This window comes from Kocuria sp., assembly GCF_030536815.1.
In the GTDB taxonomy this organism is placed as follows: Bacteria; Actinomycetota; Actinomycetes; order Actinomycetales; family Micrococcaceae; genus Kocuria; species Kocuria gwangalliensis.
On the sequence record NZ_JAUNPE010000005.1, the window covers coordinates 29,213 to 50,470 of the forward strand.

Here is a 21,258-nt window from a genome sequence, read left to right on the forward strand (position 1 = left end):
CGATGACCAGTCCATCCCGCACCACCACCACACCACCGCCCGCCCCGTCGGCGCCGGCCCTGGCAGTGGTTGGACGGCGCCGGGGCGTCGCCACCGCTGCTCTCATCGTTGTCGGCCTGATGACCCTCACCGTGCTGTGGGTGGCCCTGAGCTCCTCCGGGGCCACCGCGGCCCGGGAGGTGCTCGATCCCGGGGCGATGGTGCGCTGGGGACTGCCGGCGGCCACGACCGTGCACCATCTGGCCATGTCCATCACCTGGGCAGGGCTGGTCTTCGCCACCACCGTCGTGCCCCGGTCCACCCCGGCCCACGGCGCGAGAACACCCGGAGCCGAGCACCCGGCCTTCGCCCGGGTGCTGAACGTGGCCGCGGGGGCGGCGGCGGTGTGGACGCTGGCCGCGGTGGCGATCATCGTGCTCAGCTACGCCGACACCATCGGTGCCCCCGTCTCGGGCTCGACCGAGTTCACCGGACAGCTGGGCTACTACGTGACCCGCCTGATTCCCGGCCAGGCGTGGGCGGTGACCGCGGTGATGGCCGCGCTCACCACCACCTTGGCCGTGCTCGCCCGCTCCCCGGGGCCGGTGACCGCCACCACCGTGGTGGCCCTGGCCGCCGTCATTCCGCTGTCCCAGCTCGGGCACGTGGCCGGGGTCGATGACCACAACGGGGCCGTCAACGCTTTGGCCCTGCACCTGCTCGGGGCCGGGATCTGGACCGGCGGGATCATCGTGCTCGCCCTGCTCGTCCCGCTGTTGACCACCCCGCAGGCCACGCACGGCGTGCTGGTGCGTTTCTCCGCCCTGGCCGCGGTGGCTTTCGTCGTGGTGGCCGTCTCCGGGGTTATCAACACCGTCTACCGGATCGGTGGGTGGGACGGGCTGGCCTCCGGCTACGGGGCACTGGTGATCGCCAAGACGATCGCCACCGTGGCCCTGGGGGTGCTCGGGTACCTCAACGGCCGGGTCATTGCTGCCGGGCCTGCGAGCCGGGGCAGGGTGTGGCGGCTGATCACCGTGGAGGCCTTCATCCTCTGCGCGGTGATGGCCCTGGGCGTGGCCCTGGGGCGCACCCCCACCCCGGTGCCCCTGGAACGGGAACCGGACATCACCGCCGCCGAGATCCTCACCGGCTACCTGCTGCCCCCACCGCTGAGCGCCTCCGGGTGGGTCACCCAGTGGCGCCTGGACTGGCTGTGGATCGCCGTGGCGATCCTCGCAGCCTGCCTCTACCTGGCCGGGGCGCGACGCCTGCGCTACACCAGGACACCGTGGCCGGTGGCGCGCACGGTGGCGTTCCTGGCCGGACTCGTGCTGCTGGTCTATGTCACCTGCGGGCTGCCGGCCGTCTACGCCCCGATCCTGTTCAGCATCCACACCACCGCCCACCTGCTGCTGGCCTTCCCGGTGCCGTTGCTGCTGATCGCCGGACGACCCGGGCTTCTGGCCGCGGCCCTGGTGCCGGCCCGCACCGACGGCTCCACCGGGGCGCGCGAGCTCACCACCGCATGGCGCACCTCCCGGACCGGGGCGCTGATGGCCCACCCGATCCCGGCCGCGGTCCTGGTCCTGGCCGGGCTCGGTGTCTTCTACTACACCCCCGCCTTCGCCCTGGCCCTGCACACCCACGTCGGCCACGAACTGATGAATACCACCGCCCTGGTCCTGGGCCTGATCTTCGCCGCCGCCGTGCTGGTCCCACCACGCGACCGGGCTGCGGTGCACACCCAAGCTCTGACGCTGGTCGGGACAGCCACCGCCCTGGGGCTCTGGGCGGGGGCCACCGCCCTGTCCCCAGCGCTGATCCAACCGGAGTGGTTCTCCGGGCTGGGGAGGGACTGGGGCCCCGCCCCGCTGGCGGACCAGCAATCCGCGGCCAGCTCCATCCTCCTGGCCGGGGCCCTGCCCCTGTTGGCCACCGCCCTGGCCGTCCTGGCCCGAAGACCCCAGGCCGACACCCCTGTCATCGACAACGGAACCGTCAAGGACACCCACCATGGCTGACCCCACCACCAGCACCACCCATCACACCGACGCCGGCCCGGCCACCGAGACCCACCTGCCCGGCTTCGCCCGGTACCGGCCCTTCGCGGTCCTGCTGCTGGTGACCGGGGTGATCGGTTGGATCGCCTCCGGTGTCCTGGTGCTCGAGCGCCTGGCCCTCTACCGCGACCCCGGCCACGTCACCAGCTGCGACATCAACCCCTGGGTCTCCTGCGGGCAGGTCATGGGCACCTGGCAGTCGGAACTGTTCGGCTTCCCCAACCCGCTGATCGGCATCGTCGCCTTCGCCGTGGTCATTACCACCGCCATGGCGGCCCTCTCGGGGGCGCGGTTCGGGCGCTGGTACTGGATCGGGCTGCAGGTCGGGGTCACCGCCGGGGCGGTGTTCGCGATCTGGTTGTGGTCCCAGGCGCTGTTCTCCATCTACATCCTGTGCCTGTACTGCATGATCGTGTGGGCGGCGATGATCCCGCTGACCATCCTGCTCACCATCCGCAACATGGTCCACGGCATCATCCCCGCCCCGCCCGGGCTGGCCCGCTTCGCCGCCGACTGGGCCTGGACCCTGGTCGCCATCACCTACGTCGCGGTGGCCGCCTCGGTGTTCTTCCGCTTCTTCACCGCCTTCACCGGCCTCTGACACCCACCGGTCGCGGTGCTCCCACGGGGGTCGACACCGTCGACGGTGTCAGACCCAGCTTGCCCATCAGACTCATCATCCGTGGCCCATGTTCCGCTGACAGACATCGGGTGATCGCCGGCCGCGTCCGGTCGGACGCGTTGCATCAGGTCGCCATCGCAGGGGCTCGGGATCCCGTCTTGGAAGGTATTACCGCTGTAGCGCTTCGATCGGCATCTGACGTTGGTACCTCGCCAGGGTAATGTCATCCTTCAGTCGCGATCATGCTTTCCGAGGTCCGAGGCCACGATGCCGCGAGTCCACCGTGAGAGGGAGTCCTGATGGGACGCATGGCGTACGACCTCAGTATGGACAGCACTCTGGCCTTGGCTTGGCAGGGCTATGAGTTCGTGTCCCGGCGGTGTGAACGGTACGGAACCGATGTGTTCCAGACCCGCCTGCTGCTGGAGCCGACGGTGTGTCTGCGCGGTGCGGAGGCCGCGCAGGTCTTCTACGACGCCGACCGGTTCCAGCGACGAGGTGCCTTCCCAATGCGGGTGCAGAAGACGTTGCTCGGTGTCGGTGGCGTGCAGGGCCTAGACGGACAGACCCACCGGGCGCGCAAGCAGATGTTCATGGATCTCATGACCCCGCACGACATCCGTACTTTGACGGGCCTGGTCGCCGACGGCTGGAGAGCCCGGATTATCGGGTGGGAAGCCGCTGACCGCATCGTGCTGTACGAGGAGGTCGGGCAGATCCTGTGCCAGGCGGTCAGTAGCTGGGTCGGTGTCCCCGTCACCGAGTCCCAGGTCAGGGGCCGCACCCAGTCCTTGCACGCCATGATCGAGGCTCCCGCTGCGGTCGGTCCCCGGCACTGGCGGGGCCGGCGCGCCCGCCACGGGGCCGAACAAGCCATTGCGGACCTGGTGGATCGGGTACGCCGCGGGGAGCACGCTGCCCCGGAGGGCAGCGCCTTGCAGGTCGTGTCCACTCACCGCGAGCCTGGTGGGCAGCTGTTGGGCAGCCGGATTGCCGCGGTCGAGCTGCTCAACCTCGTGCGTCCCACGGTCGCGGTCGACCGCTTCATCATCTTCGCGGCCTTGGCCCTGCACCAGCACCCCCAGTGGCGAAGCCGGTTGCGCCAGGGCGGTGACCGCGACGCCGAGTTGTTCGTTCAGGAGGTCCGCCGCTTCTATCCTTTCTTCCCGATGGTCGGTGCTCGGGTGCGCACTGCCTTCGATTGGCAGGGCGTGCACTTCCCCCAGGGGCGTAGAACGCTCCTGGACCTGTACGGCACCAACCACCACCCCGACCTGTGGGAGAACCCCGAGATCTTCGATCCGGACCGCTTCACCACTTGGGACGGCGGCGCCTACGGTCTCATCCCACAAGGCGGCGGGGATCACCACATCGGCCACCGGTGCGCGGGGGAGTGGATCACCATCGCCCTGATGAAGGCGGCGCTGGCCATCCTGACGCGGGAGATGACCTATGACGTCCCGTCCCAGGATCTGCGGATCAGCCTGCGTCGCATGCCCACCCTGCCATCCAGCGGATTCGTGATCTCCGACGTGCGCTCCGTACCGTCGAGCGCAACGGTGGGGGGAGGGCCGCGATGACGTGGGTGTGGGTGGTGGGCTTGGTCTTGGCGGCATTCGCCACCCGCTGGGGCGCTGAGCAGCTGGCCGCTCCCCTGAAGGCGGTACGGCAGCGGTACGGGTTCACCGGCGCCGCCGGCGGCCCACTGGTCGCTCTCGGCAGCGCCAGCCCCGATGTCGGCATCAACGTCGTCAGCGCGGCCACCGGGGCCGGAGCGGTCGGACTGGGCAGCATGCTCGGCTCCACCGTGGTCTCGATCCCGATCACCGTCGCGGTCGGCTACGCGGCGTTTCGGAAGAACCGGGCGACCAGCGACAAGAAACCTGCCGAGCAGGGCGAGGGCCTGCGGATCGAGAAGAGCGCGGTGCTCATCGATGCACTGCCCTACCTTGCCGTCGTCGCCCTGTTCGCGGTGCTCATCCTGCCTCCGGCCTGGCGAGGGTTGCAGCCGATCGATGGCTTGATCGCCGTGGTCGCATACGTCATCTACCTCGGGCAGGCCCTCTTCCGCGGTCGTGGTGGTGAACGTGGTCAGGTCTCGTGGTCGGGGAAACAGACCCTGCTGACGCTCGGCGGTGTAGCCGCACTTGCCGTGGGTTCCTACGTCCTCGTCACCGGAACCCAGCAGATCGGTTCAGCGCTTGGCCTGGCACCGCTGGTCAGCGGGCTGTTCATCACCGCGTTCATGACTGCTCTGCCGCAGGTGTTCACCACCTGGTCCGTGGTCCGCAGTGGGCAGGTGACCAGCGGGATCACCAGCGTCTTCGCCGACCACACCATGACCTTCACGCTTGCGGTGCTGCCTCTGGCGATCGTGACCGTGCCGGTGCAGAACTACCCGGTCGTGCTCACCGTTATGGCTTTCGTTGCGCTCATGCCGGTGCTCTTCGCCGTTCTGAGCTACCGCCGCGAACGCCACGACTCCTACGGGTTCATCCTCCGCGATGTCGTCATGCTCGGTGGGGCTCTGATCGCATATCTCCTGTGCACTGCCGCCGTTCTCTTCTTCCTGGCCGGAGCCAGCGGCCGCTGATAGGGCGAAACCTGGGACAGAGCCTCCACGGGACCTGGTGCGATTCACTCCGGCACATGGTTCGCGTGCATGTTACTGGGGGGAAGTCTTAGGTGAATGCCAACCGCCTCCAGGGCGCTGACTCCGCTTGCAGCAAAAGAAGTTCCGGAGGATTTCTCCTCGGCTGCTTCTTCGATGCTGCCGGTATATCCGGGCAGCACCAGAGCGCACCCCAGGACGAGGGCGGTGATGGTGGCAGAGCGCTTCACGGGTGACCTTTGCTGGATGTCTGAGTACCGGGCACCGGCACCGGCCGGTCGATGCGCCAAGAAGATATCCGCCTGGCCGTGGTGGTGCCTGGATGGGCGCTGCGAAAGGGGTCCTTCTCAGGCCCGGAAATCAAGGAAGTGCTGGGGCGGGGTGCCGTGATCGGGACGCCATCGCAGGGCGGCGCCGGGAGTATCCCTGATGCGCGCCCCAGCGCCGCGGGGCAGCGGCCCATGGGTTCTTTCCGTGCCTGTTTCTGCAATCCGTTCCCTGCTGGATCACGACGAATCCCGCCCCGTAGCTGGCGGTCTACGCCGCCGGGGTTACAGCCCGGAGTAAGAGTGCAGGCCGGTGAAGACCGTGTTGACGACGGCGAAGTTGAAGATGACGCACAAGTATCCGACGATGGACAGCCAGGCTGAGCGGGTGCCGGTCCAGCCGCGGGTGGCCCTAGCGTGCATGTAGGCGGCGTAGACGACCCAGATCACGAACGTCCAGACTTCTTTGACGTCCCAGCCCCAGTAGCGGCCCCAGGACTGCTCGGCCCAGATCGCGCCGGCGGCCAGGGTGAAGGTCCAGAACGCGAAGCCGATCGCGTTGAGCCGGAAGGACAGGTTCTCCAGCGCCTGGGCGGAGGGCACCATGCCCAGGAAGCCCATGCCGGGGGCCTCACCGGCCAGAATGGCTTTCTCCCGGCGGGCCTGCAGCAGTTGGAGGACGGCCATGGCGAAGGTGATGGTGAAGATCCCGGAGGCGGCCACGGCGATGGAGACGTGGATGACCAGCCACCAGGACTGCAGCGCGGGGACCAGCGGGCCCACCGGGGTGGGAAAGCCGATGGTGGCGGCGGTGAGCATGATCACCACGAGCCCGGTGACGAGGGTGCCCACGAAGCGCAGGTCCCTCAGCAGCAGCGCACCCAGGTAGACCCCGGCCACGACGAGTGCCCCGGTGGTGGCGAACTCGTACATGTTGCCCCAGGGCACCCGTCCGGCGGCCACCGCCCGGGCCATCACAGCCACGGCGTGCAGGGCGAAGGCCAGGACCATGACGGTCACGGCCGCCTGGGCCGCTGGGCGGCGGGTCCCGGTGTAGCGCATGGAGGAGTCAGCGACGTGTTCGGCCAGCACCGACTGGGCGGAGGCCGGGTACCCGCGGCCGCGGTCACCGGTGCCCAGCCCGGCCCGGGAATCATCGGCCTCCACCGTGTTCACCGTGGCAGTGGTTGCCGCGCCGACCAGTTGCCCTTCCGATCTGTTGTGTTGCTCGGGTCGGGCCCTGCGCAGGATCTTGGAGTGGGAGGCCATGTCCCAGGCGAAGGCCACAAAGGCCACCAGGTAGGTCATGGCGGCCAGGAGCATGAACAACTGGCTCCAGGCGCCCAGGTCCTCATTGACGGTCATCGGTGATGTCCTCTCAGGTGTGGGCCGGCCCGCTGTGGGCCCTGCTCGTTTTGGGGTGTGCGGCAGCGTCAGCGGGCGGGGGCGCGGTGCCCCACTGCTGGGTGAACAGCTCGCCCAGCCGCTGCGCCTCGGCCGCCAGCCGGGGGTCCTCCCCGCGAGCCAGCAGACCGTACTCCAGGATTGTGGTTGGGGCCCCGTCCTTGTCGACGCCTTTCGAGGCCCTCACCCAGAGGCGGCGGCGGGCGATGAACATCGACATCAACAGGCCCGTGAAGGCCAGCACGAAGGACACGAAGGCGCCCGTCCGTCCCGGGTCGTAGACGATATCCAGGCCCACGTAGCGCTTCACATCGAGGAACTCGATGCTGCCCTTGCCCTGGGGCAGCTCGTAGACCGGGCCCGCGGCATCCAGGGTGATCGGCCCATCGGGGGTGAGCATGCCGTTGAGCTCGGTGAGCCCTTCGACGTCAAGCGCGTACACGTTCTGGGGGACTCCGGAGTCCAGTCCGAGGTCCCCGGAGTAGGAGGACAGGATCAGCTTCGGGTTGGCCAGTCCCGGATCCGCCGACCGCGGGAGCCCATCGGCCCCGGTGACGGCGGTGGGCAGCAGCAGGCCGGTGAAGCCTAGCTGGTCCGGGGCAGCGTCGGGGACCTTGAGCACGAGTGAAGAGGTGTAGACCCCGTCGGAAGGAATGCCCACCACCGGCCCCTCGAAGGCGACGTCGCCGTTGCCGTCGGTCACCCGGATCAGGGGGGCGTAGCCGTTGCCGATCAGGAACGACTTCACCCCGTCGACGTTGACCGGGGCGTTGACCTTCAGGGTCTCCTGCCGCGGCTGTCCTCCGGGTTGCTGGACGGTGACCTCGGCGGTGAAGTCCACCGGAGTCCCATACTGACTGGGAACGGCGGTGTCGCGGTAAAACTCGACCTCGAAGTTCTCCAGGGTGAGGGAGAACGGCTCCAGCTGGTCGGGGTCGTAGTTGGTGCCCGGGATGAACGCGTCGTAGTTGATCAACGAGTTGGCGAACGAATCGCCCTCCACGAGGATCTTCTGGCCCTTGAAGCCGAACAGGGACCCCACGGCCACGGAGACCAGCACGCCCAGCAGCGCCAGGTGGAAGACGACGTTGCCGACCTCCTTCCACATTCCCCGCTCGGCGGCCACCGACGGTGCCGGTCCTCCTGTGTCGCGCACGGCCACCCGGTAGCCGCGCTTGCCCAGCAGGCGGGCGGCCTGGGCCACGACCTCGTCCGGGGCCGGGGCGTCCGCGGGCCCACCGAGGACCAGGCGGCGGTGCTCGGGCAGCCGTTCCAGCCGTTTAGGGGTGCGCGGGGGCTGCGCCCGCCAGGCCCGCCAGTGCTTGCCCGCCCGGGGCAGTACGCACCCCACCAAGGAGACGAACAGCAGGATGTAGATCGCGGAGAACCACACGGAGGAGAACACGTCGAAGAACTGCAGCCGGTCCAGCCACGGGCCCAGGGTCGGGTTGGCATCGATGTAGTCGGCCACCGCACCCGTGTCCTGGATCCGCTGCGGGAAGGTCGAGCCGGGCACCGCCGCCACCGCCAGCAACAGCAGCAGGAACAGGGCGGTGTTCATCTTCGTCAGCTGCGCCCACGCCCACCGGGCCATCCCGACCGGCCCCAGCGCCGGCAGCTCGACATCCCCGGGGTTCTTGCCGGGTCCGGTGGGCGATGAGCCTCGGGGGCCCCTGCCGGGGGTGTCCTCAGGGGTGCTCTGCCTGCTGCTAGTGGTGCTCATGGTGACCTTTCAGCTCCCTGTGCGGGGACGGCGGAGGGGGTGCCGGAAGTCATGCTGTCTCGGCCACCGTGTCCTCGAGGAGGGTCTCGAGGATGGACCGGTCTGCGATCCCCAGGATGCGGGCTGCGACCCGGCCTTGGGCGTCGAGCACCAGCGTGGTGGGCACCGCCCGCGGGGGCACATAGGCGTTCAGGGCCATCACCACCTTCCCGTCCTTGTCTTCGAAGGAGGGGTACGGGATCCCGAAGGTCCGCTCGAAGGCCTCGGCCGTGGCCTGATCATCGCGCAGGTTTACCCCGTAGAAGGCGATCTGCCCCTCGAACTGCTGGGCGAGTTCGGCGAGGTCCGGGGCCTCCACCCGGCACGGAGGGCAGGCCGCGTACCAGAAGTTCAGCAGCGCGGGCTTCCCCCGCAAGTCCTCGGCCGAGAGCTCGGTCCCATCGAAAAGGGTGCCGCTGAACTGCACCGGCTCCCCCCGCTGATCCGGGGCGTACTCCGAGACGGTGCCGTCCCCGGCGATGTAGCCCTTCTCGTCTCCCGTGTTGGCCTGTTGGGCCAGGGGATCTTCCTCCGCACCGCAGCCGGCCATGACCACCCCGAGGACTCCTGCACCGGCCAAGGAGAGCACACGGCGGCGGGACGGGTGGGTGGGCAGTGAAGAGTTCGAGGGCACGGGCATTTCACCTCAGGGTCGAAACGGGCTCGGGGACGGGTAGGGGCTGACCCCGGAAACGATGAACCGGGAAGCCGATAGGCCTCTGAGCGCAACACGGCGGGCCTGTTGTCGAGGGCCTGGGGCGCACGCCGGCACACTCAGAGATGATCGTTATACGTCGATCATAGCAACGGGAATCACCGTTGCCGTCGGGGCGGCGACCACCGGCTGCGGGGGCATTGGCTCTCCGGGCAATGGCGATGCGGCCCGAGACGGAGGTGCCGCGGTTAGGGCGGACTCCAGGGAATGACCACGCGCGGTTCTCCTCCGGCGGACAGCTACGGGGACTCCAGATCGAGGGCGAGACCCACGTGCCCCAGGCCGTTTTCGGCCAGCACGCGGGCCATCAGCTCGGCCTTGGTGGTGGCTTGCGGCAGCTGCGGATCGGTGATGTGGGTCGGCAACCCTGGCAGGGCCTCAGCCGCGGATGTCCTCGTAGAGCAGGGTGGAGATGTAGCGCTCCCCGTAGTCGCACACAACCGCCACGATCAACTTGTCGCGGTTCTCCTCCTTGGCGGCATCCTGCAGGGCGGCCCACACGATGGCGCCCGAGGAGATCCCGCCGAGGATGCCCTCCTTGGTGCCCAGCTCCCGGGCGACCCGCACGGAGTCCTCGACGCTCACGTCGTAGACGTCGTCGTAGATGTCCCGGTCGAGGTTGTCGGGGACGAAGTTCGCCCCGAGGCCCTGGATCTTGTGCGGGCCGGCCTTGCCCTCGGTGAGCAGGGGTGAGTCGGCCGGCTCGACGACGACCAGGCGGATGTCCGGCTTCTGCTCGCGCAGGTAGCGGCCCGCGCCGGTGATGGTGCCGCCGGTGCCCACGCCGGAGACGAAGACGTCGACCTGGCCGTCGGTGTCCTCCCAGATCTCGGGGCCCGTGGTCCGGTAGTGGATCGCGGGGTTGGCCTCGTTGGCGAACTGGCTGGCGAGGACGGCGTTGTCACTGGAGCCGACGATCTCCTGCGCCTTCTCGACCGCTCCGCGCATCCCCTCGGCACCGGGGGTCAGGACGATCTCGGCGCCGTAGGCGCGGAGCATGACCCGCCGCTCGGTGGACATGGTCTCGGGCATGGTGAGGATCACCTTGTAGCCGCGGGCGGCGCCGACCAGGGCCAGGGCGATGCCGGTGTTGCCGGAGGTGCCCTCGACGATCGTGCCGCCGGGCTTGAGCTTCCCGGAGTTCTCGGCGGCGTCGACGATGGAGACCCCGATGCGGTCCTTGACGGAGTTCGCCGGGTTGTAGAACTCCAGCTTCACGGCGACGTTGCCGGGCAGGCCCTCGTCGAGCCGGTTGAGGTGGACGAGCGGGGTGCTGCCCACGATCTCGGTGACGTCGTGGTAGATCTTCGCCATGGTGTGCTCCTGGGTGGTGGTGTGGTGAATCGGTGGGTGTTGGGATTCGGTGCGTCACAAGCCGGGGATGTTCTCCCGGGCTCAGACAGGAGTGATGAAGGTGCCGGCGAGGCTTTGGAGCTGATAGATCCACTGCATCCAGATCCCGGTCACCATCAGCAGCCCCACGGCGATCAGTACGGAGCCGCCGGCGATGTTGAAGGTGCGGATGTTGCGGCGGATGTAGCTCAGGGTCGTGGTGACCCAGTTGAGCCCGGCCGCGACCAGCACGAATGGAATGCCCAGGCCCAGGCAGTAGGTGAAGCCCAGCAGGGCTCCGCGCCAGGCCCCGCCGGTGGTGGTGCTCAGCGCCAGCACCGCACTCAGGGTCGGGCCCATGCAGGGGGTCCAACCCAGGCCGAAGACCACCCCGAGCAGCGGGGCGCCGGCGATGCCGGTGCGGGGTTGGAAGGACAGCTTCTTGGTCTGCTGCAGGAAGGGGAACTTCCCGACCAGCACCAGGCCCATGAGCGCCACGAACACCCCCAACACCCGCATCAGCGGATCCTGCCACCGCACCAACCAGCCCCCGATGGCGCCGAAGGCCGCCCCGTAGACAGTGAACACGGCCGCGAAACCCAGGATGAACAGCCCCACCCCGGCCAGCACCCGCCGCCGGTTGTCGGCCCGGGTCGGATCGGTCAGCCCGGAGACGTAGCCGAGGTAGCCGGGCACCAACGGCAGGATGCACGGGGAGATGAAAGAGACGATCCCGGCGATCACCGCCAAGGGCACGGCGATGAGCAGGGCCCCGGAGTTCACCGTCTCGGCGAAGTAGCCGCCAATCGTCATCACCATCTCCTCGGGCCAGGGGGCGCCCTGAGACTACCGCACATGACCACTGTCAGCCCAAAACACGGTTATCATCGGTCCATGACGATTTCAGAGTATGTTCCGGATGCCCCTTGTGAGGTGTTGGATCCGGCGGCGGCGTTGTTCCACTCCCTCAGTGACCCGACCCGGCTGGCGATTGTGCAGCGCTTGGCTTCCGGGGAGGTGCGGGTGCGTGATCTCACCAGCGAGCTGGGGCTGGCCCAGTCGACCGTGTCCGGCCATGTGGCGTGCTTGCGTGGTTGCGGGCTGGTGCAGGGTCGGGCGCAGGGGCGCAGCGTGTACTACTCGCTGACCCGCCCGGAGCTGATGGACGTGCTGGCCGCCACTGAGGTGCTGCTGGCGGCCACCGGCAACGCCGTGAGTCTGTGCCCGAACTACGGGCTGGATGCCCGTGACACCCCCCAGATTCAGGAGATCACCCGATGAGCGATGCCTGCGGATGCAGCGACGAGAAGAACGAAACCGGTGAGGCCGGGGAGGAGGCCGAGGGCTTCTGGCAGGTGCGCGAGGTCCGGTTCGCCGCCGCGGCCGGGGTGCTGCTGCTGGCCGGCTGGATCCTGTCGCTGGCCGGGGTTCCTCTGTGGGTGGCGCTGAGCCTGGAGACGGGCGCGCTGCTGGCGGCCGGATGGACGTTCGTGCCCTCCACGCTGCGCCGGCTGGCCCGGGGCAAGATCGGGGTCGGGACCCTGATGACCATCGCCGCCGTCGGAGCGGTCGCCCTGGGGCAGATCGAGGAAGCGGCGATGCTGGCCTTCCTCTACGCCATCGCCGAGGCCCTGGAGGAGTACTCGGTGGCGCGCACCCGGCGCGGGCTGCGCGCGCTGCTGGAGCTGGTCCCGGATCAGGCCACGGTGCTCCGGGCCGGGGTGCAGGTCACCGTGCCCCCGGCTGAGCTGGTACTGGGGGACCGGATGGTGGTGCGGCCCGGGGAGCGGGTGGCCACCGATGGGCGGATCCTCACCGGGCGCACCTCCTTGGACACCTCGGCGCTGACCGGGGAGTCCGTGCCCGTGGAGGCCGGCCCCGGCGCGGAGGTCTACGCCGGGTCCATCAACGGCACCGGCCCGCTGGAGGTGGAAGTCACCAGCACCGCCGAGGACAATTCCTTGGCGAAGATCGTGCACATCGTCGAGACCGAGCAGTCCCGCAAAGGCCCCGGCCAGCGACTGGCCGATGCGATCGCCAAACGCCTGGTGCCGGGCATCCTCATCGTCGCCGCCCTGATCATCGCCTACGGGTTCATCGTGGGGGAGCCGGTCCTGTGGTTCGAACGCGCCCTGGTCGTGCTGGTCGCCGCTTCCCCGTGCGCCCTGGCGATCTCGGTGCCCGTCACCGTGGTGGCCTCGGTCGGAGCCGCCAGCCGCATCGGGGTGCTGATCAAGGGCGGGGCCGCGGTGGAGACCCTGGGCAAGATCGGCACCATCGCCCTGGACAAGACCGGCACCCTCACCCGCAACAACCCGGCCGTCATCGAGGTCGCCACCACTGGCGGGGTGACCCGGCAGCAGGTGCTGGGACTGGCCGCCGGGTTGGAGGCCCGCAGCGAACACCCCCTGGCCCGGGCCATCCTCGCCGCCACACCTGAGCGGGCCGAGGTGACCCAGGTGGATACCGTGCCCGGGGCCGGGCTCTACGGCACCCTGGACGGCGCCCGCCTGCGGCTGGGCCGGCCCGGGTGGATCGACCCGGGGCCCCTGGTCGCCGAGATCGAGCGGATGCAGCGCTCCGGGGCCACGGCCGTGCTCATCGAGCAGGACGGGCGTGTCATCGGGGCGATCGCGGTGCGCGATGAGCTGCGCCCGGAGGCCCGAGAGGTGATCACCCGGCTCAACCGCGCCGGATACACCACCGCGATGCTCACCGGGGACAACACCCTCACCGCCCATGCCCTGGCCGAGGCCGCCGGCATCACCCAGGTCCACGCCGACCTGCGCCCGGAGGACAAAGCCGAGATCATCCGCACCCTCAAGGCGCAACGCCCCACGGCGATGGTCGGTGACGGCGTCAACGACGCCCCCGCCCTGGCCACCGCCGACATCGGCATCGCCATGGGCGCAATGGGCACCGACGTGGCCATCGAGACCGCCGACATCGCCTTGATGGGCGAGGACCTCCACCACCTGCCCCAAGCCCTCGAGCACGCCCGGCGGACCCGCTCGATCATGCTGCAGAACGTCGGGGTGTCCCTGGCGCTGATCGCGGTGCTGATCCCCCTGGCCCTGTTTGGGATCCTCGGGTTGGCCGCGGTGGTGCTGGTACACGAGGTGGCCGAAATCCTGATCATCGCCAACGGGGTACGCGCCGGGCGGATCTCCCGCCGCACCCAGCTGCCCACTACCCAGCCCGCACCGGCTCTGGAACCGGCCGCATGAGCGCCCCCGTCGCCGGGCAGGTCGGCCCTTCGTCCCGATCTGCTCGCCGGTCCCGGACCCTCTTGCTGGCCGGGGCAGCGGCGCTGGCCACCGTCGATCTGATTCTCAAAGCCGTGACCTCAGCCCGTCTCACCGACGGGACCACGGTAGATCTGGGGCCGCTCACGCTGCAGCTGCACCACAACACCGGGGTGGCCTTCAGCCTCGGGGCGGCCCTGCCCTCCTGGGTCATCATCGCCGCGACCGGGGCGATCATCGCCGGGCTGATCTGGTATTTGCTCGTTGCGACACCCACCCTGACCGGGCTGGCCCGTACCGGAGCGACCCTGATGCTCGGGGGCGCTATCGGAAACTTCCTGGACCGCCTCGACGGGGGAGGGGTGGTGGACTACCTGCACACCGGGTGGTTCCCCACCTTCAATCTCGCCGACGTCTTCGTCACCACCGGGGTGGGCCTCTTGATCCTGGGTACGCTGCTGGCTCCGCGCCCCCAGGACATCTCCGCCGAATAGCCCCCACCTGCTCATCGCGTAACGTCAGGGCCGCCGAGACCTCCTCGGCGGCCCTGACTCAGGCCACCACGGGTCCCGCCCCGGGCCTTCACTCGTCACGCCCATGCCCGCCGCTCTTTGGCCACAGCCACCGCAGGCGAGGCCCCCGGGCCTCCCGTCGCACCGAGCCGATGACTATCTCGGGCCCCTGCACGGCGGCCACAACAGCTTCTCTGCCGGGTAGGCTCGGGTCGAGGTAGTCTCCAGCCCGAGACCCACCATTCCCTGGACAAAAGGCCCTGCACCGTCCCTTGCGGGCAACGTCAGATCCACCCCGTCCAATCAATCGGAATTAGGCGATAGGATCGGGTCATGACGAACACTAGTTGTACGACCGGCCTGGCCCCGGCTGTGGCCCTGTTTCACTCCCTGTCCGATCCCACTCGCCTGGCCATCGTGGGGCGCCTGGCCGGCGGTGAAGCTCGAGTGCGGGACCTGGTGGAGGAAACGGGCCTGGCTCAATCCACCGTCTCGGCCCATGTGGCCTGCCTGCGCGAGTGCGGGCTGGTGGCCGGACGCGTCGAGGGGCGGCAGATCTTCTACGCTCTGACCCGCCCGGAGCTGATGGATGTGCTCGCCGCCGCCGAGACCCTGCTGGCAGCCACCGGTTCCCAGGTCGCGCTGTGTCCCGCCTACGGCACCTCCACCCAAGAACACTGACAAATACATCACCCTCACCTGGCCCGCCCACGCACTGAGGGTGAAAGCGGGTGCTGGTGCGCCTTCGGGTGCCCATGACGGGCGCCGCGACCCATACCCGGTGACAGTGCCCCGGTGATGGTGCCCGGGGCATCGGCTCCCGGCAGCCTTCCCTTGCCTGCGCACTCGGCCGCCCGACACAGCGCAGCACGCCAGGTCCCGGTCGGCGATTCTCCCCACCTAAGAAAAGACAGGTTATGGAACTCATCTCCCCCGTGCTGCAGGCGATCGGCCTGTTCGCGGCCACCAACATCGACGACATCATCGTGCTCTCCCTGTTCTTCGCCCGCGGAGCCGGAGCCCGTGGCACTACCGCCAAAATCGGGATCGGCCAGTACGTGGGCTTCGGCGGCATCCTGGTCGCCTCCGTGCTGGTGACCCTGGGCGCCAGCACCTTCCTGCCGCCCGAGGCCATTCCCTACTTCGGCCTCATTCCCCTGATCCTCGGCCTCATCGCGGCCTGGAAGGTCTGGCGCAGCGACGAGGACGACGACGATGACGAGGGGAAGGTCGCCGGCAAACAGGTCAGCATCTGGACCGTCGCCGCAGTCACCTTCGCCAACGGCGGGGACAACATCGGGGTCTACGTGCCCGTATTCGTCACCGTGGGCCCCACCGCGATGGTGGCCTACTGCATCGCCTTTTTGGCCATGGTCGCGGTGCTGGTGGCTATCGCCAAGTACGTGGCCACCCGCAAACCCATCGCCGAAGTCCTGGAACGATGGGAACACATCCTGTTCCCGATCGTGCTGATCGGCCTGGGCGTGGTCATCCTCCTCGAAGGCGGCGCCTTCGGCCTCTAACCCATCCGCCTGCTGAGCTCAGCCCTGCGACGGGACCCCGGCTCCCCCGGGCGGTGTGAATGGCCAGGTCGCCCCCATCCTTTGCCTAAACGGTTCACTACCGTCGATCGTGGAACTAGGCTCGGCGCACACGATGCGTACGCCGAAAGGTGGAAACCATGCCGAGGATGTCCGCCTTAGAGGCCTCCTTCTGTCGCAGCGCGCCATGGGGCCTTGTGGCCCGGCGGATGGTTCCTTGGGCGACCCAGGGGTTCCCCGTCACCGGGGACGTGCTGGAGATCGGTGGAGGCAGCGGTGCGATGGCCGAGGCCATCGCCCGAGCCCATCCCCGGGTGCGGCTCACCATGACCGATGCCGACCCGGTGATGGTCGAGGCCGCGCAGGACCGCCTGGCCGGACACCCCTTGGTCCAGGCGCGTCAGGCCGATGCCACTCGGCTGCCCTTCGAGGACGAGTCGTTCGACACGATTCTGAGCTTTCTGATGCTCCACCACGTCATCGAGTGGGAACACGCGGTGACCCAGGCGGCCCGAGTCCTGCGACCGGGCGGGGCCTTCGTGGGATACGACCTGCTGGCCTCACCCATGGCATCCCTGGTGCACCGTGCCGACCGGTCACCGCACCGGCTCATCGAACCGGAAGCCTTCGGACCAGTCTTCGACCAGGCCGGCCTTGCCCCACTCGCCCTCCGGCTGTCCTTCGGCGGTCGGGTCATACGTTTTATCGCCCACAAGCCAGGCAATGCCCAGAACGCTCCCGGCAGCGACATCACTTCCAGGAACAGCCGATGAATAGCGCGCCCATCACCCCCGGAACCATCCATGAGGAGCTGGAGCGGGTCCGCGCGGACTTCCACGCCCTGATCATTAAAGCGACCCCTGCGGATGTGCACCATCTCTCGTCAGGCACTCGGTGGACCAACGGGCAGCTGCTGTTCCACATGTTCTTCGGCTACCTGATCGTCTGGCGCCTGCTGCCGCTGGTGCGCCTGATGGGCCGGCTCCCCGAGCCGGTCAGCCGCATCTTCGCCCGGACACTGGAGGCTGGCACCCGTCCGTTCCACCTCTTCAACTACTTCAGCGACCGCGGGGCCGCGCGGGTGATCCACGGTCCGCGGCTGATCCGGTGGTTCGACCGCACCGTCGAGGTCCTGCAGGCCCAGCTCGCCGCCGAGCCCGCGGCCGCACTGGCCCGTGGGATGCACATGCCCGTGTCCTGGGACCCGTACTTCCGGGACTGGATGAGCCTGGCCGAGATCTACCACTACGGCACTCAGCACTACGATCACCACCGACGGCAGCTGACCATCGGCCGGCCATCCTGAGGAGCTGAGTAGTGCGGTCGGGACGGCTCAGTGGGCGTCCTGCGTTTTGGGCGGGATCGCCACGTCAGGGCCGACCAGGCTGATGCTGATGGGGCCATGAGCCTGGGGTGAACCCACCGTTGAACCCGCCCGGCGCCCGAGGGTCTGTATTCAGCCGGCACCGACAGGGGGCTGTTGTCGCAGCGCCACCTTGACCTTCCCCTGTGGGGGAAGGTGCAGGCTGGGTCGGAGAAAGGCGCGCGGAAAGTTTCCGGTGGAAGTGTTCCTCACCGAGTTGCGGAGGTTGTCATGGCTGACACGGCAGTGATCGAGACGGATCTGGCCATCATCGGTTCTGGTGGTGGTGCTTTCGCCGCGGCGATCCGGGCGACCAGCCTGGGCCAACGGGTGGTGATGGTGGAGCGGTCCACGGTGGGGGGCACCTGTGTGAACACCGGGTGTGTGCCGTCGAAGGCGTTGCTGGCTGCTGCGGCCGCCCGCCATGTGGCCCTGGAGGCGCCTGGTCGGTTTCCCGGGCTCGCCGCCTCCGCGGGCCCGGTGGACATGCCGGGGCTGATGGCGGGCAAGGACGGGCTGGTGGAGGGGATGCGTTCGGAGAAGTACGTGGATCTGATCGCCGACTACGGGTGGGACCTGCGCCGAGGGGAGGCCGCCTTCACCGGCACGGCCCAGGACCCGGTGCTGGAGATCACCGGTGGGGGCGGGGCCGTGGAGGAGGTGCGGGCCCGGCACTACTTGGTGGCCACCGGCTCGGCCCCGTGGGCTCCGCCGATTCCCGGGCTGGAGGATGTCGACTACCTCACCTCCACGACGGCGATGGAGTTGCCGGAGGTCCCGGAGTCGATGATCGTGCTCGGCGGCGGCTATGTGGCTTTGGAGCAGGCCCAGCTCTTCGCCCGGCTGGGCTCGCAGGTCACGGTGCTGGTCCGTTCCCGGTTGCTGTCCGGGGAGGAACCGGAGGTCTCGAAGACCCTCCTGGGGGTCTTCGCCGATGAGGGCATCACAGTGGTGCGCCGGGCCGCGGTCGAGTCCGTGGGCACCGATCCGGCCACCGGGGGCGTTGTGGTGGCCGCCACCACCCGGGCCGGGCGCCAGGAGTTCACCGCGGACCGGTTGCTGGTGGCCACCGGGCGCCGGGCGGTCACCGAGGGCCTGGGCCTGGGCACGGTGGGGGTGGCTACGGGGGAGCGGGGGGAGATCCTCGTGGAGGACACCCTGGCGAGTTCGCATCCGCGGATCTGGGCGGCCGGGGATGTCACCGGGCACCCGGAGTTCGTCTACGTGGCCTCCGCCCACGGGGTCACCGCGGTGGAGAACGCCTTCCACGACACCGGGCAGCGGGTCGACTACACCCACCTTCCCCGGGTCACCTTCACCTCCCCGGCGGTGGGGGCGGTGGGGATGACGGATAAGCAGGCCCGGGAGGCGGGCATCCGGTGTGAGTGCCGGGTGCTGCCCCTGGAGTACGTGCCGCGGGCGCTGGTGAACCGTGACACCCGGGGGTTCATCAAGATCGTCGCCGACGCCGACACCGGGCGGATCGTGGGGATCACCGCGGTGGCCCAGGAGGCCGGGGACCTGGCCGCGGCCGGGGTATACATCTTGTCCGCGGGGATGACGGTGGACCAGGTGGCGACCTTGTGGTGCCCGTATCTGACGATGGCTGAGGGTTTGAAGATCGCCGCCCAGTCCTTCCGCACCGATGTCTCGAAACTGTCCTGCTGCGCCGCTTGAGGCCCGGACCCCACCAGCCACCCCAGCACAGGAGGGGACGACGGTGACCGGCCACGAGGCCTCTGCGGTGGCCGGCCGGGAGGCATGAGCACGGCCGAGCAGATGCTCGCCCAGGCCCCCTCCGACCTCCCCGGCGACCATGCGGCGGCTGGCACCGCGCGTCCTGCCCCGTGATGGGACGGGGTGCCACGATGAGCAGAGCCGAAAGATCCACCGCATCTGAAGGAGACGCATCATGAGCGAACATTTCGACGTGGCCGTGTTGGGCATGGGTCCCGGTGGTGAGGTCGCCGCCGGCCGGCTGCTGGCGGCGGGGAAGAACGTCGCCGTGATCGAGCGGGAGTTGATCGGTGGGGAGTGCGCCTACTGGGCGTGCATCCCTTCCAAGACGGTGCTGCGCCCGGCCGAGGCCCGCACCGAGGTGCACAAGGCCGCCGGGGTCTCCGGGGCCGAGGTGGACTGGGCGTCCACCCGGGAATACCGCGACTACATGATCCGTGACCTCGACGACTCCGCCCAGGCCGAGGGCTACACCGCCCAGGGCGCGACCGTGATCCGGGGCGAGGCCCGTCTCACCGGCCCGGGCCGGATCCAGGTCGGGGACCGGGAGATCACCGCCGAGCACATCATCATCGCCACCGGCTCCGAGGCCGTGATTCCGCCCATCGAGGGTATCGAGGAGATCACCGCCTGGACCAACCGGGAAACCTACACCACCCACGATCTACCGCGCCGGGCGGTGATCATCGGCGGCAGCGCCGTCGGGGTGGAGACCGCCACGTTCCTGGCCCGCTTCGGGGTGCAGGTCACCCTCATCCACCGCGGGGACCGGCTGCTGGGCCGGGAGGACCCCCGGGTGGGGGAGCTCGTCCACGACTACCTGACCGAAGCCGGGGTCGACATCCGCCTGGGCGCCTCGGCCGCCAAGGCCCACAGGAACGGTGCGGACAGTATGGTGATCCTCGAGGACGGGAGCGAGGTGGCCGCCGACGTGGTGATCTTCGGCACCGGCCGCGCCCCCCGCACCCAGGGTCTGGGCTTGGAGGCGGCCGGGGCACGTCTGGGCGAGCACGGCGAGGTGCTCATCGACGAGCACGCCCGGGCCGCCGACAACTTGTGGGCGATCGGCGATGTCACCGCGGTGATGCCCTTCACCCATGTGGCGAAGTATCAGGGGCGGATCGCCGCCGACGCGATCCTCGGCCGCCCGCGCCCGGCCGGCTATGAGGGGATCCCGCGGGTGGTGTTCGCCGACCCGGAGATCGCCGCCGCCGGACTCACCACCGAGCAGGCGCAACAGCGCGGGATCCGTGCCATCGCCACCGAGCTGGATCTGGCCCAGGCCATCGCCCGCCCGTGGACCTACGAGCAGGACCCGCGCGGGCACCTGGGGCTGCTGGCCGACGCCGAGCGGGCAGTGCTGATCGGGGCGTGGGCGGTCGGCCCGCAGGCGGGGGAATGGATCCACCACGCCTCCCTGGCCATCCGGGCGCAGCTGCCGCTGGAAATCCTGCGCGATCAGATCGCCCAATTCCCCACCTACCACGAGGCCTACCAAGCCGCACTGGAGCAGCTCGAGGTCTAGGGGCTGGGCGCCGCCCCGGGCAACCGGGCATGATCCGCTGCAGAAGGCGACAGCAAGCCGAAGCACTGCTCGAGAAAGGGGAAGCCCATGGCCCAACGATTGATCGTCATCGGTGGGGACGCCGCCGGGATGAGCGCGGCCTCCGCCGCCCGCCGCCAGCTGCCCCAGGACCAGTTGGAGATCGTGGCGTTCGAGCGCGGTCACTACACCTCCTACTCCGCCTGCGGGATCCCGTACTTCATCGGCAAGGACGTCGCCGACACCACGGCACTGATCGCGCGCACCCCGCAGCAGTTCCGCGACCACCACGCCATCGACGCCCGGACCGGTCACGAGGTCCTGGACATAGACCTGCACCGGCGCGCCGTGCTGGTGCGTGACCTCGTCCGGGGCCGGGAGGCCTGGGAGGGCTTCGACCAGCTCATGGTCGCCACCGGGGCCACCCCGGCCCGCCCTCCACTGCCCGGGATCGAGGCGGCCGGCATCCACGGGGTGCAGACCCTCGACGACGGCCTCGCCCTGCGCACGGTGCTGGAGCGGGACCGGCCGGGCCGGGCGGTGGTCGTCGGGGCCGGCTACAT

At 69.3% G+C, this 21,258-nt stretch carries 20 protein-coding genes; 14 read left to right on the forward strand and 6 right to left on the reverse strand.

Translation table 11 applies throughout. The annotated features are described in order from the left end of the window. The first annotated feature begins 2 nt into the window (after positions 1 to 2). The 4 genes from Q4E95_RS01410 to Q4E95_RS01425 all read left to right on the forward strand — a co-directional run bounded on the left by Q4E95_RS01410 (position 3) and on the right by Q4E95_RS01425 (position 5,257). Positions 3 to 2,003, forward strand: coding sequence for a cytochrome c oxidase assembly protein (locus Q4E95_RS01410; RefSeq protein ID WP_229587029.1), 2,001 nt, complete (start codon positions 3 to 5; stop codon positions 2,001 to 2,003). After that, a complete protein-coding gene (locus Q4E95_RS01415; RefSeq protein ID WP_095650760.1) occupies positions 1,996 to 2,643 on the forward strand; it encodes a vitamin K epoxide reductase family protein in 648 nt (215 codons plus the stop codon). The genes Q4E95_RS01410 and Q4E95_RS01415 overlap by 8 nt, the downstream gene beginning before the upstream one ends. A gap of 320 nt (positions 2,644 to 2,963) precedes the next feature. Next, positions 2,964 to 4,244: a cytochrome P450 gene (locus Q4E95_RS01420; protein WP_062737362.1), complete on the forward strand. Its 1,281-nt coding sequence runs from the start codon at positions 2,964 to 2,966 to the stop codon at positions 4,242 to 4,244. Next, positions 4,241 to 5,257, forward strand: a complete 1,017-nt coding sequence (locus Q4E95_RS01425; protein WP_129701472.1) for a sodium:calcium antiporter — start codon at positions 4,241 to 4,243, stop codon at positions 5,255 to 5,257. The genes Q4E95_RS01420 and Q4E95_RS01425 overlap by 4 nt, the downstream gene beginning before the upstream one ends. A gap of 569 nt (positions 5,258 to 5,826) precedes the next feature. Here Q4E95_RS01425 and ccsB read toward each other — a convergent pair. From ccsB to Q4E95_RS01455, 6 genes are all read right to left on the reverse strand, one after another. Next, positions 5,827 to 6,906 (reverse strand): c-type cytochrome biogenesis protein CcsB, encoded by a 1,080-nt coding sequence (gene ccsB / locus Q4E95_RS01430; RefSeq protein ID WP_109222873.1) that lies wholly within the window; start codon positions 6,904 to 6,906, stop codon positions 5,827 to 5,829. A 13-nt stretch (positions 6,907 to 6,919) separates the two neighbouring features. Continuing rightward, positions 6,920 to 8,668 carry a cytochrome c biogenesis protein ResB gene (locus Q4E95_RS01435; RefSeq protein ID WP_109222874.1) on the reverse strand — a complete coding sequence of 583 codons (1,749 nt, stop codon included), beginning with the start codon at positions 8,666 to 8,668 and terminating at the stop codon, positions 6,920 to 6,922. 49 nt (positions 8,669 to 8,717) lie between these two features. Next, the gene (locus Q4E95_RS01440; protein ID WP_238663209.1) at positions 8,718 to 9,341 is read right to left on the reverse strand and encodes a TlpA disulfide reductase family protein; all 624 of its coding nucleotides are present in this window, start codon (positions 9,339 to 9,341) and stop codon (positions 8,718 to 8,720) included. Between the two features lie 320 nt (positions 9,342 to 9,661). Further along, complete coding sequence (locus tag Q4E95_RS01445; protein ID WP_259915413.1) at positions 9,662 to 9,787, reverse strand: hypothetical protein; 126 nt, start codon at positions 9,785 to 9,787, stop codon at positions 9,662 to 9,664. Positions 9,788 to 9,800: 13 nt separating this feature from the next. After that, complete coding sequence (gene cysK / locus Q4E95_RS01450; protein WP_109222875.1) at positions 9,801 to 10,736, reverse strand: cysteine synthase A; 936 nt, start codon at positions 10,734 to 10,736, stop codon at positions 9,801 to 9,803. An 81-nt stretch (positions 10,737 to 10,817) separates the two neighbouring features. Continuing rightward, the gene (locus tag Q4E95_RS01455) at positions 10,818 to 11,567 is read right to left on the reverse strand and encodes a cytochrome c biogenesis CcdA family protein (protein ID WP_095650753.1); all 750 of its coding nucleotides are present in this window, start codon (positions 11,565 to 11,567) and stop codon (positions 10,818 to 10,820) included. Positions 11,568 to 11,648: 81 nt separating this feature from the next. On the opposite strand from Q4E95_RS01455, the gene Q4E95_RS01460 reads away from it, so the two are divergent. The 10 genes from Q4E95_RS01460 to Q4E95_RS01505 all read left to right on the forward strand — a co-directional run. Further along, positions 11,649 to 12,035: a helix-turn-helix transcriptional regulator gene (locus Q4E95_RS01460; RefSeq protein WP_062737356.1), complete on the forward strand. Its 387-nt coding sequence runs from the start codon at positions 11,649 to 11,651 to the stop codon at positions 12,033 to 12,035. After that, on the forward strand, positions 12,032 to 13,981 hold the full coding sequence (locus Q4E95_RS01465; protein WP_129701476.1) for a cation-translocating P-type ATPase: 1,950 nt from the start codon (positions 12,032 to 12,034) through the stop codon (positions 13,979 to 13,981). Before Q4E95_RS01460 ends, Q4E95_RS01465 begins: the two co-directional genes overlap by 4 nt. Beyond that, on the forward strand, positions 13,978 to 14,493 hold the full coding sequence (gene lspA, locus Q4E95_RS01470) for a signal peptidase II (RefSeq protein WP_109222877.1): 516 nt from the start codon (positions 13,978 to 13,980) through the stop codon (positions 14,491 to 14,493). The genes Q4E95_RS01465 and lspA overlap by 4 nt, the downstream gene beginning before the upstream one ends. Before the next feature lie 351 nt (positions 14,494 to 14,844). Next, the gene (locus Q4E95_RS01475; RefSeq protein WP_062737353.1) at positions 14,845 to 15,192 is read left to right on the forward strand and encodes a helix-turn-helix transcriptional regulator; all 348 of its coding nucleotides are present in this window, start codon (positions 14,845 to 14,847) and stop codon (positions 15,190 to 15,192) included. 236 nt (positions 15,193 to 15,428) lie between these two features. After that, positions 15,429 to 16,034, forward strand: a complete 606-nt coding sequence (locus Q4E95_RS01480; RefSeq protein WP_109222878.1) for a cadmium resistance transporter — start codon at positions 15,429 to 15,431, stop codon at positions 16,032 to 16,034. Positions 16,035 to 16,201: 167 nt separating this feature from the next. Continuing rightward, complete coding sequence (locus tag Q4E95_RS01485) at positions 16,202 to 16,825, forward strand: class I SAM-dependent methyltransferase (RefSeq protein WP_238663210.1); 624 nt, start codon at positions 16,202 to 16,204, stop codon at positions 16,823 to 16,825. Beyond that, positions 16,822 to 17,358, forward strand: coding sequence for a DinB family protein (locus Q4E95_RS01490; protein ID WP_109222879.1), 537 nt, complete (start codon positions 16,822 to 16,824; stop codon positions 17,356 to 17,358). Before Q4E95_RS01485 ends, Q4E95_RS01490 begins: the two co-directional genes overlap by 4 nt. 288 nt (positions 17,359 to 17,646) lie before the next feature. Continuing rightward, a complete protein-coding gene (gene merA, locus Q4E95_RS01495) occupies positions 17,647 to 19,092 on the forward strand; it encodes a mercury(II) reductase (RefSeq protein ID WP_109222880.1) in 1,446 nt (481 codons plus the stop codon). Positions 19,093 to 19,327: 235 nt separating this feature from the next. Beyond that, the gene (locus tag Q4E95_RS01500; RefSeq protein WP_109222881.1) at positions 19,328 to 20,677 is read left to right on the forward strand and encodes an NAD(P)/FAD-dependent oxidoreductase; all 1,350 of its coding nucleotides are present in this window, start codon (positions 19,328 to 19,330) and stop codon (positions 20,675 to 20,677) included. 87 nt (positions 20,678 to 20,764) lie between these two features. After that, on the forward strand, positions 20,765 to 21,258 hold a 494-nt coding region (locus Q4E95_RS01505), incomplete at its 3' end, for an FAD-dependent oxidoreductase (RefSeq protein ID WP_303381615.1).

Bases quoted from the DNA above. Each gene is read 5' to 3' on its own strand.
- Q4E95_RS01410 (WP_229587029.1), top strand. From the start codon at position 3: ATGACCAGTCCATCCCGCACCACCACCACACCACCGCCCGCCCCGTCG.
- Q4E95_RS01415 (WP_095650760.1), top strand. From the start codon at position 1,996: ATGGCTGACCCCACCACCAGCACCACCCATCACACCGACGCCGGCCCG.
- Q4E95_RS01420 (WP_062737362.1), top strand. From the start codon at position 2,964: ATGGGACGCATGGCGTACGACCTCAGTATGGACAGCACTCTGGCCTTG.
- Q4E95_RS01425 (WP_129701472.1), top strand. From the start codon at position 4,241: ATGACGTGGGTGTGGGTGGTGGGCTTGGTCTTGGCGGCATTCGCCACC.
- ccsB (WP_109222873.1), bottom strand. From the start codon at position 6,906: ATGACCGTCAATGAGGACCTGGGCGCCTGGAGCCAGTTGTTCATGCTC.
- Q4E95_RS01435 (WP_109222874.1), bottom strand. From the start codon at position 8,668: ATGAGCACCACTAGCAGCAGGCAGAGCACCCCTGAGGACACCCCCGGC.
- cysK (WP_109222875.1), bottom strand. From the start codon at position 10,736: ATGGCGAAGATCTACCACGACGTCACCGAGATCGTGGGCAGCACCCCG.
- Q4E95_RS01455 (WP_095650753.1), bottom strand. From the start codon at position 11,567: ATGACGATTGGCGGCTACTTCGCCGAGACGGTGAACTCCGGGGCCCTG.
- Q4E95_RS01460 (WP_062737356.1), top strand. From the start codon at position 11,649: ATGACGATTTCAGAGTATGTTCCGGATGCCCCTTGTGAGGTGTTGGAT.
- Q4E95_RS01465 (WP_129701476.1), top strand. From the start codon at position 12,032: ATGAGCGATGCCTGCGGATGCAGCGACGAGAAGAACGAAACCGGTGAG.
- lspA (WP_109222877.1), top strand. From the start codon at position 13,978: ATGAGCGCCCCCGTCGCCGGGCAGGTCGGCCCTTCGTCCCGATCTGCT.
- Q4E95_RS01475 (WP_062737353.1), top strand. From the start codon at position 14,845: ATGACGAACACTAGTTGTACGACCGGCCTGGCCCCGGCTGTGGCCCTG.
- Q4E95_RS01480 (WP_109222878.1), top strand. From the start codon at position 15,429: ATGGAACTCATCTCCCCCGTGCTGCAGGCGATCGGCCTGTTCGCGGCC.
- Q4E95_RS01485 (WP_238663210.1), top strand. From the start codon at position 16,202: ATGTCCGCCTTAGAGGCCTCCTTCTGTCGCAGCGCGCCATGGGGCCTT.
- Q4E95_RS01490 (WP_109222879.1), top strand. From the start codon at position 16,822: ATGAATAGCGCGCCCATCACCCCCGGAACCATCCATGAGGAGCTGGAG.
- merA (WP_109222880.1), top strand. From the start codon at position 17,647: ATGGCTGACACGGCAGTGATCGAGACGGATCTGGCCATCATCGGTTCT.
- Q4E95_RS01500 (WP_109222881.1), top strand. From the start codon at position 19,328: ATGAGCGAACATTTCGACGTGGCCGTGTTGGGCATGGGTCCCGGTGGT.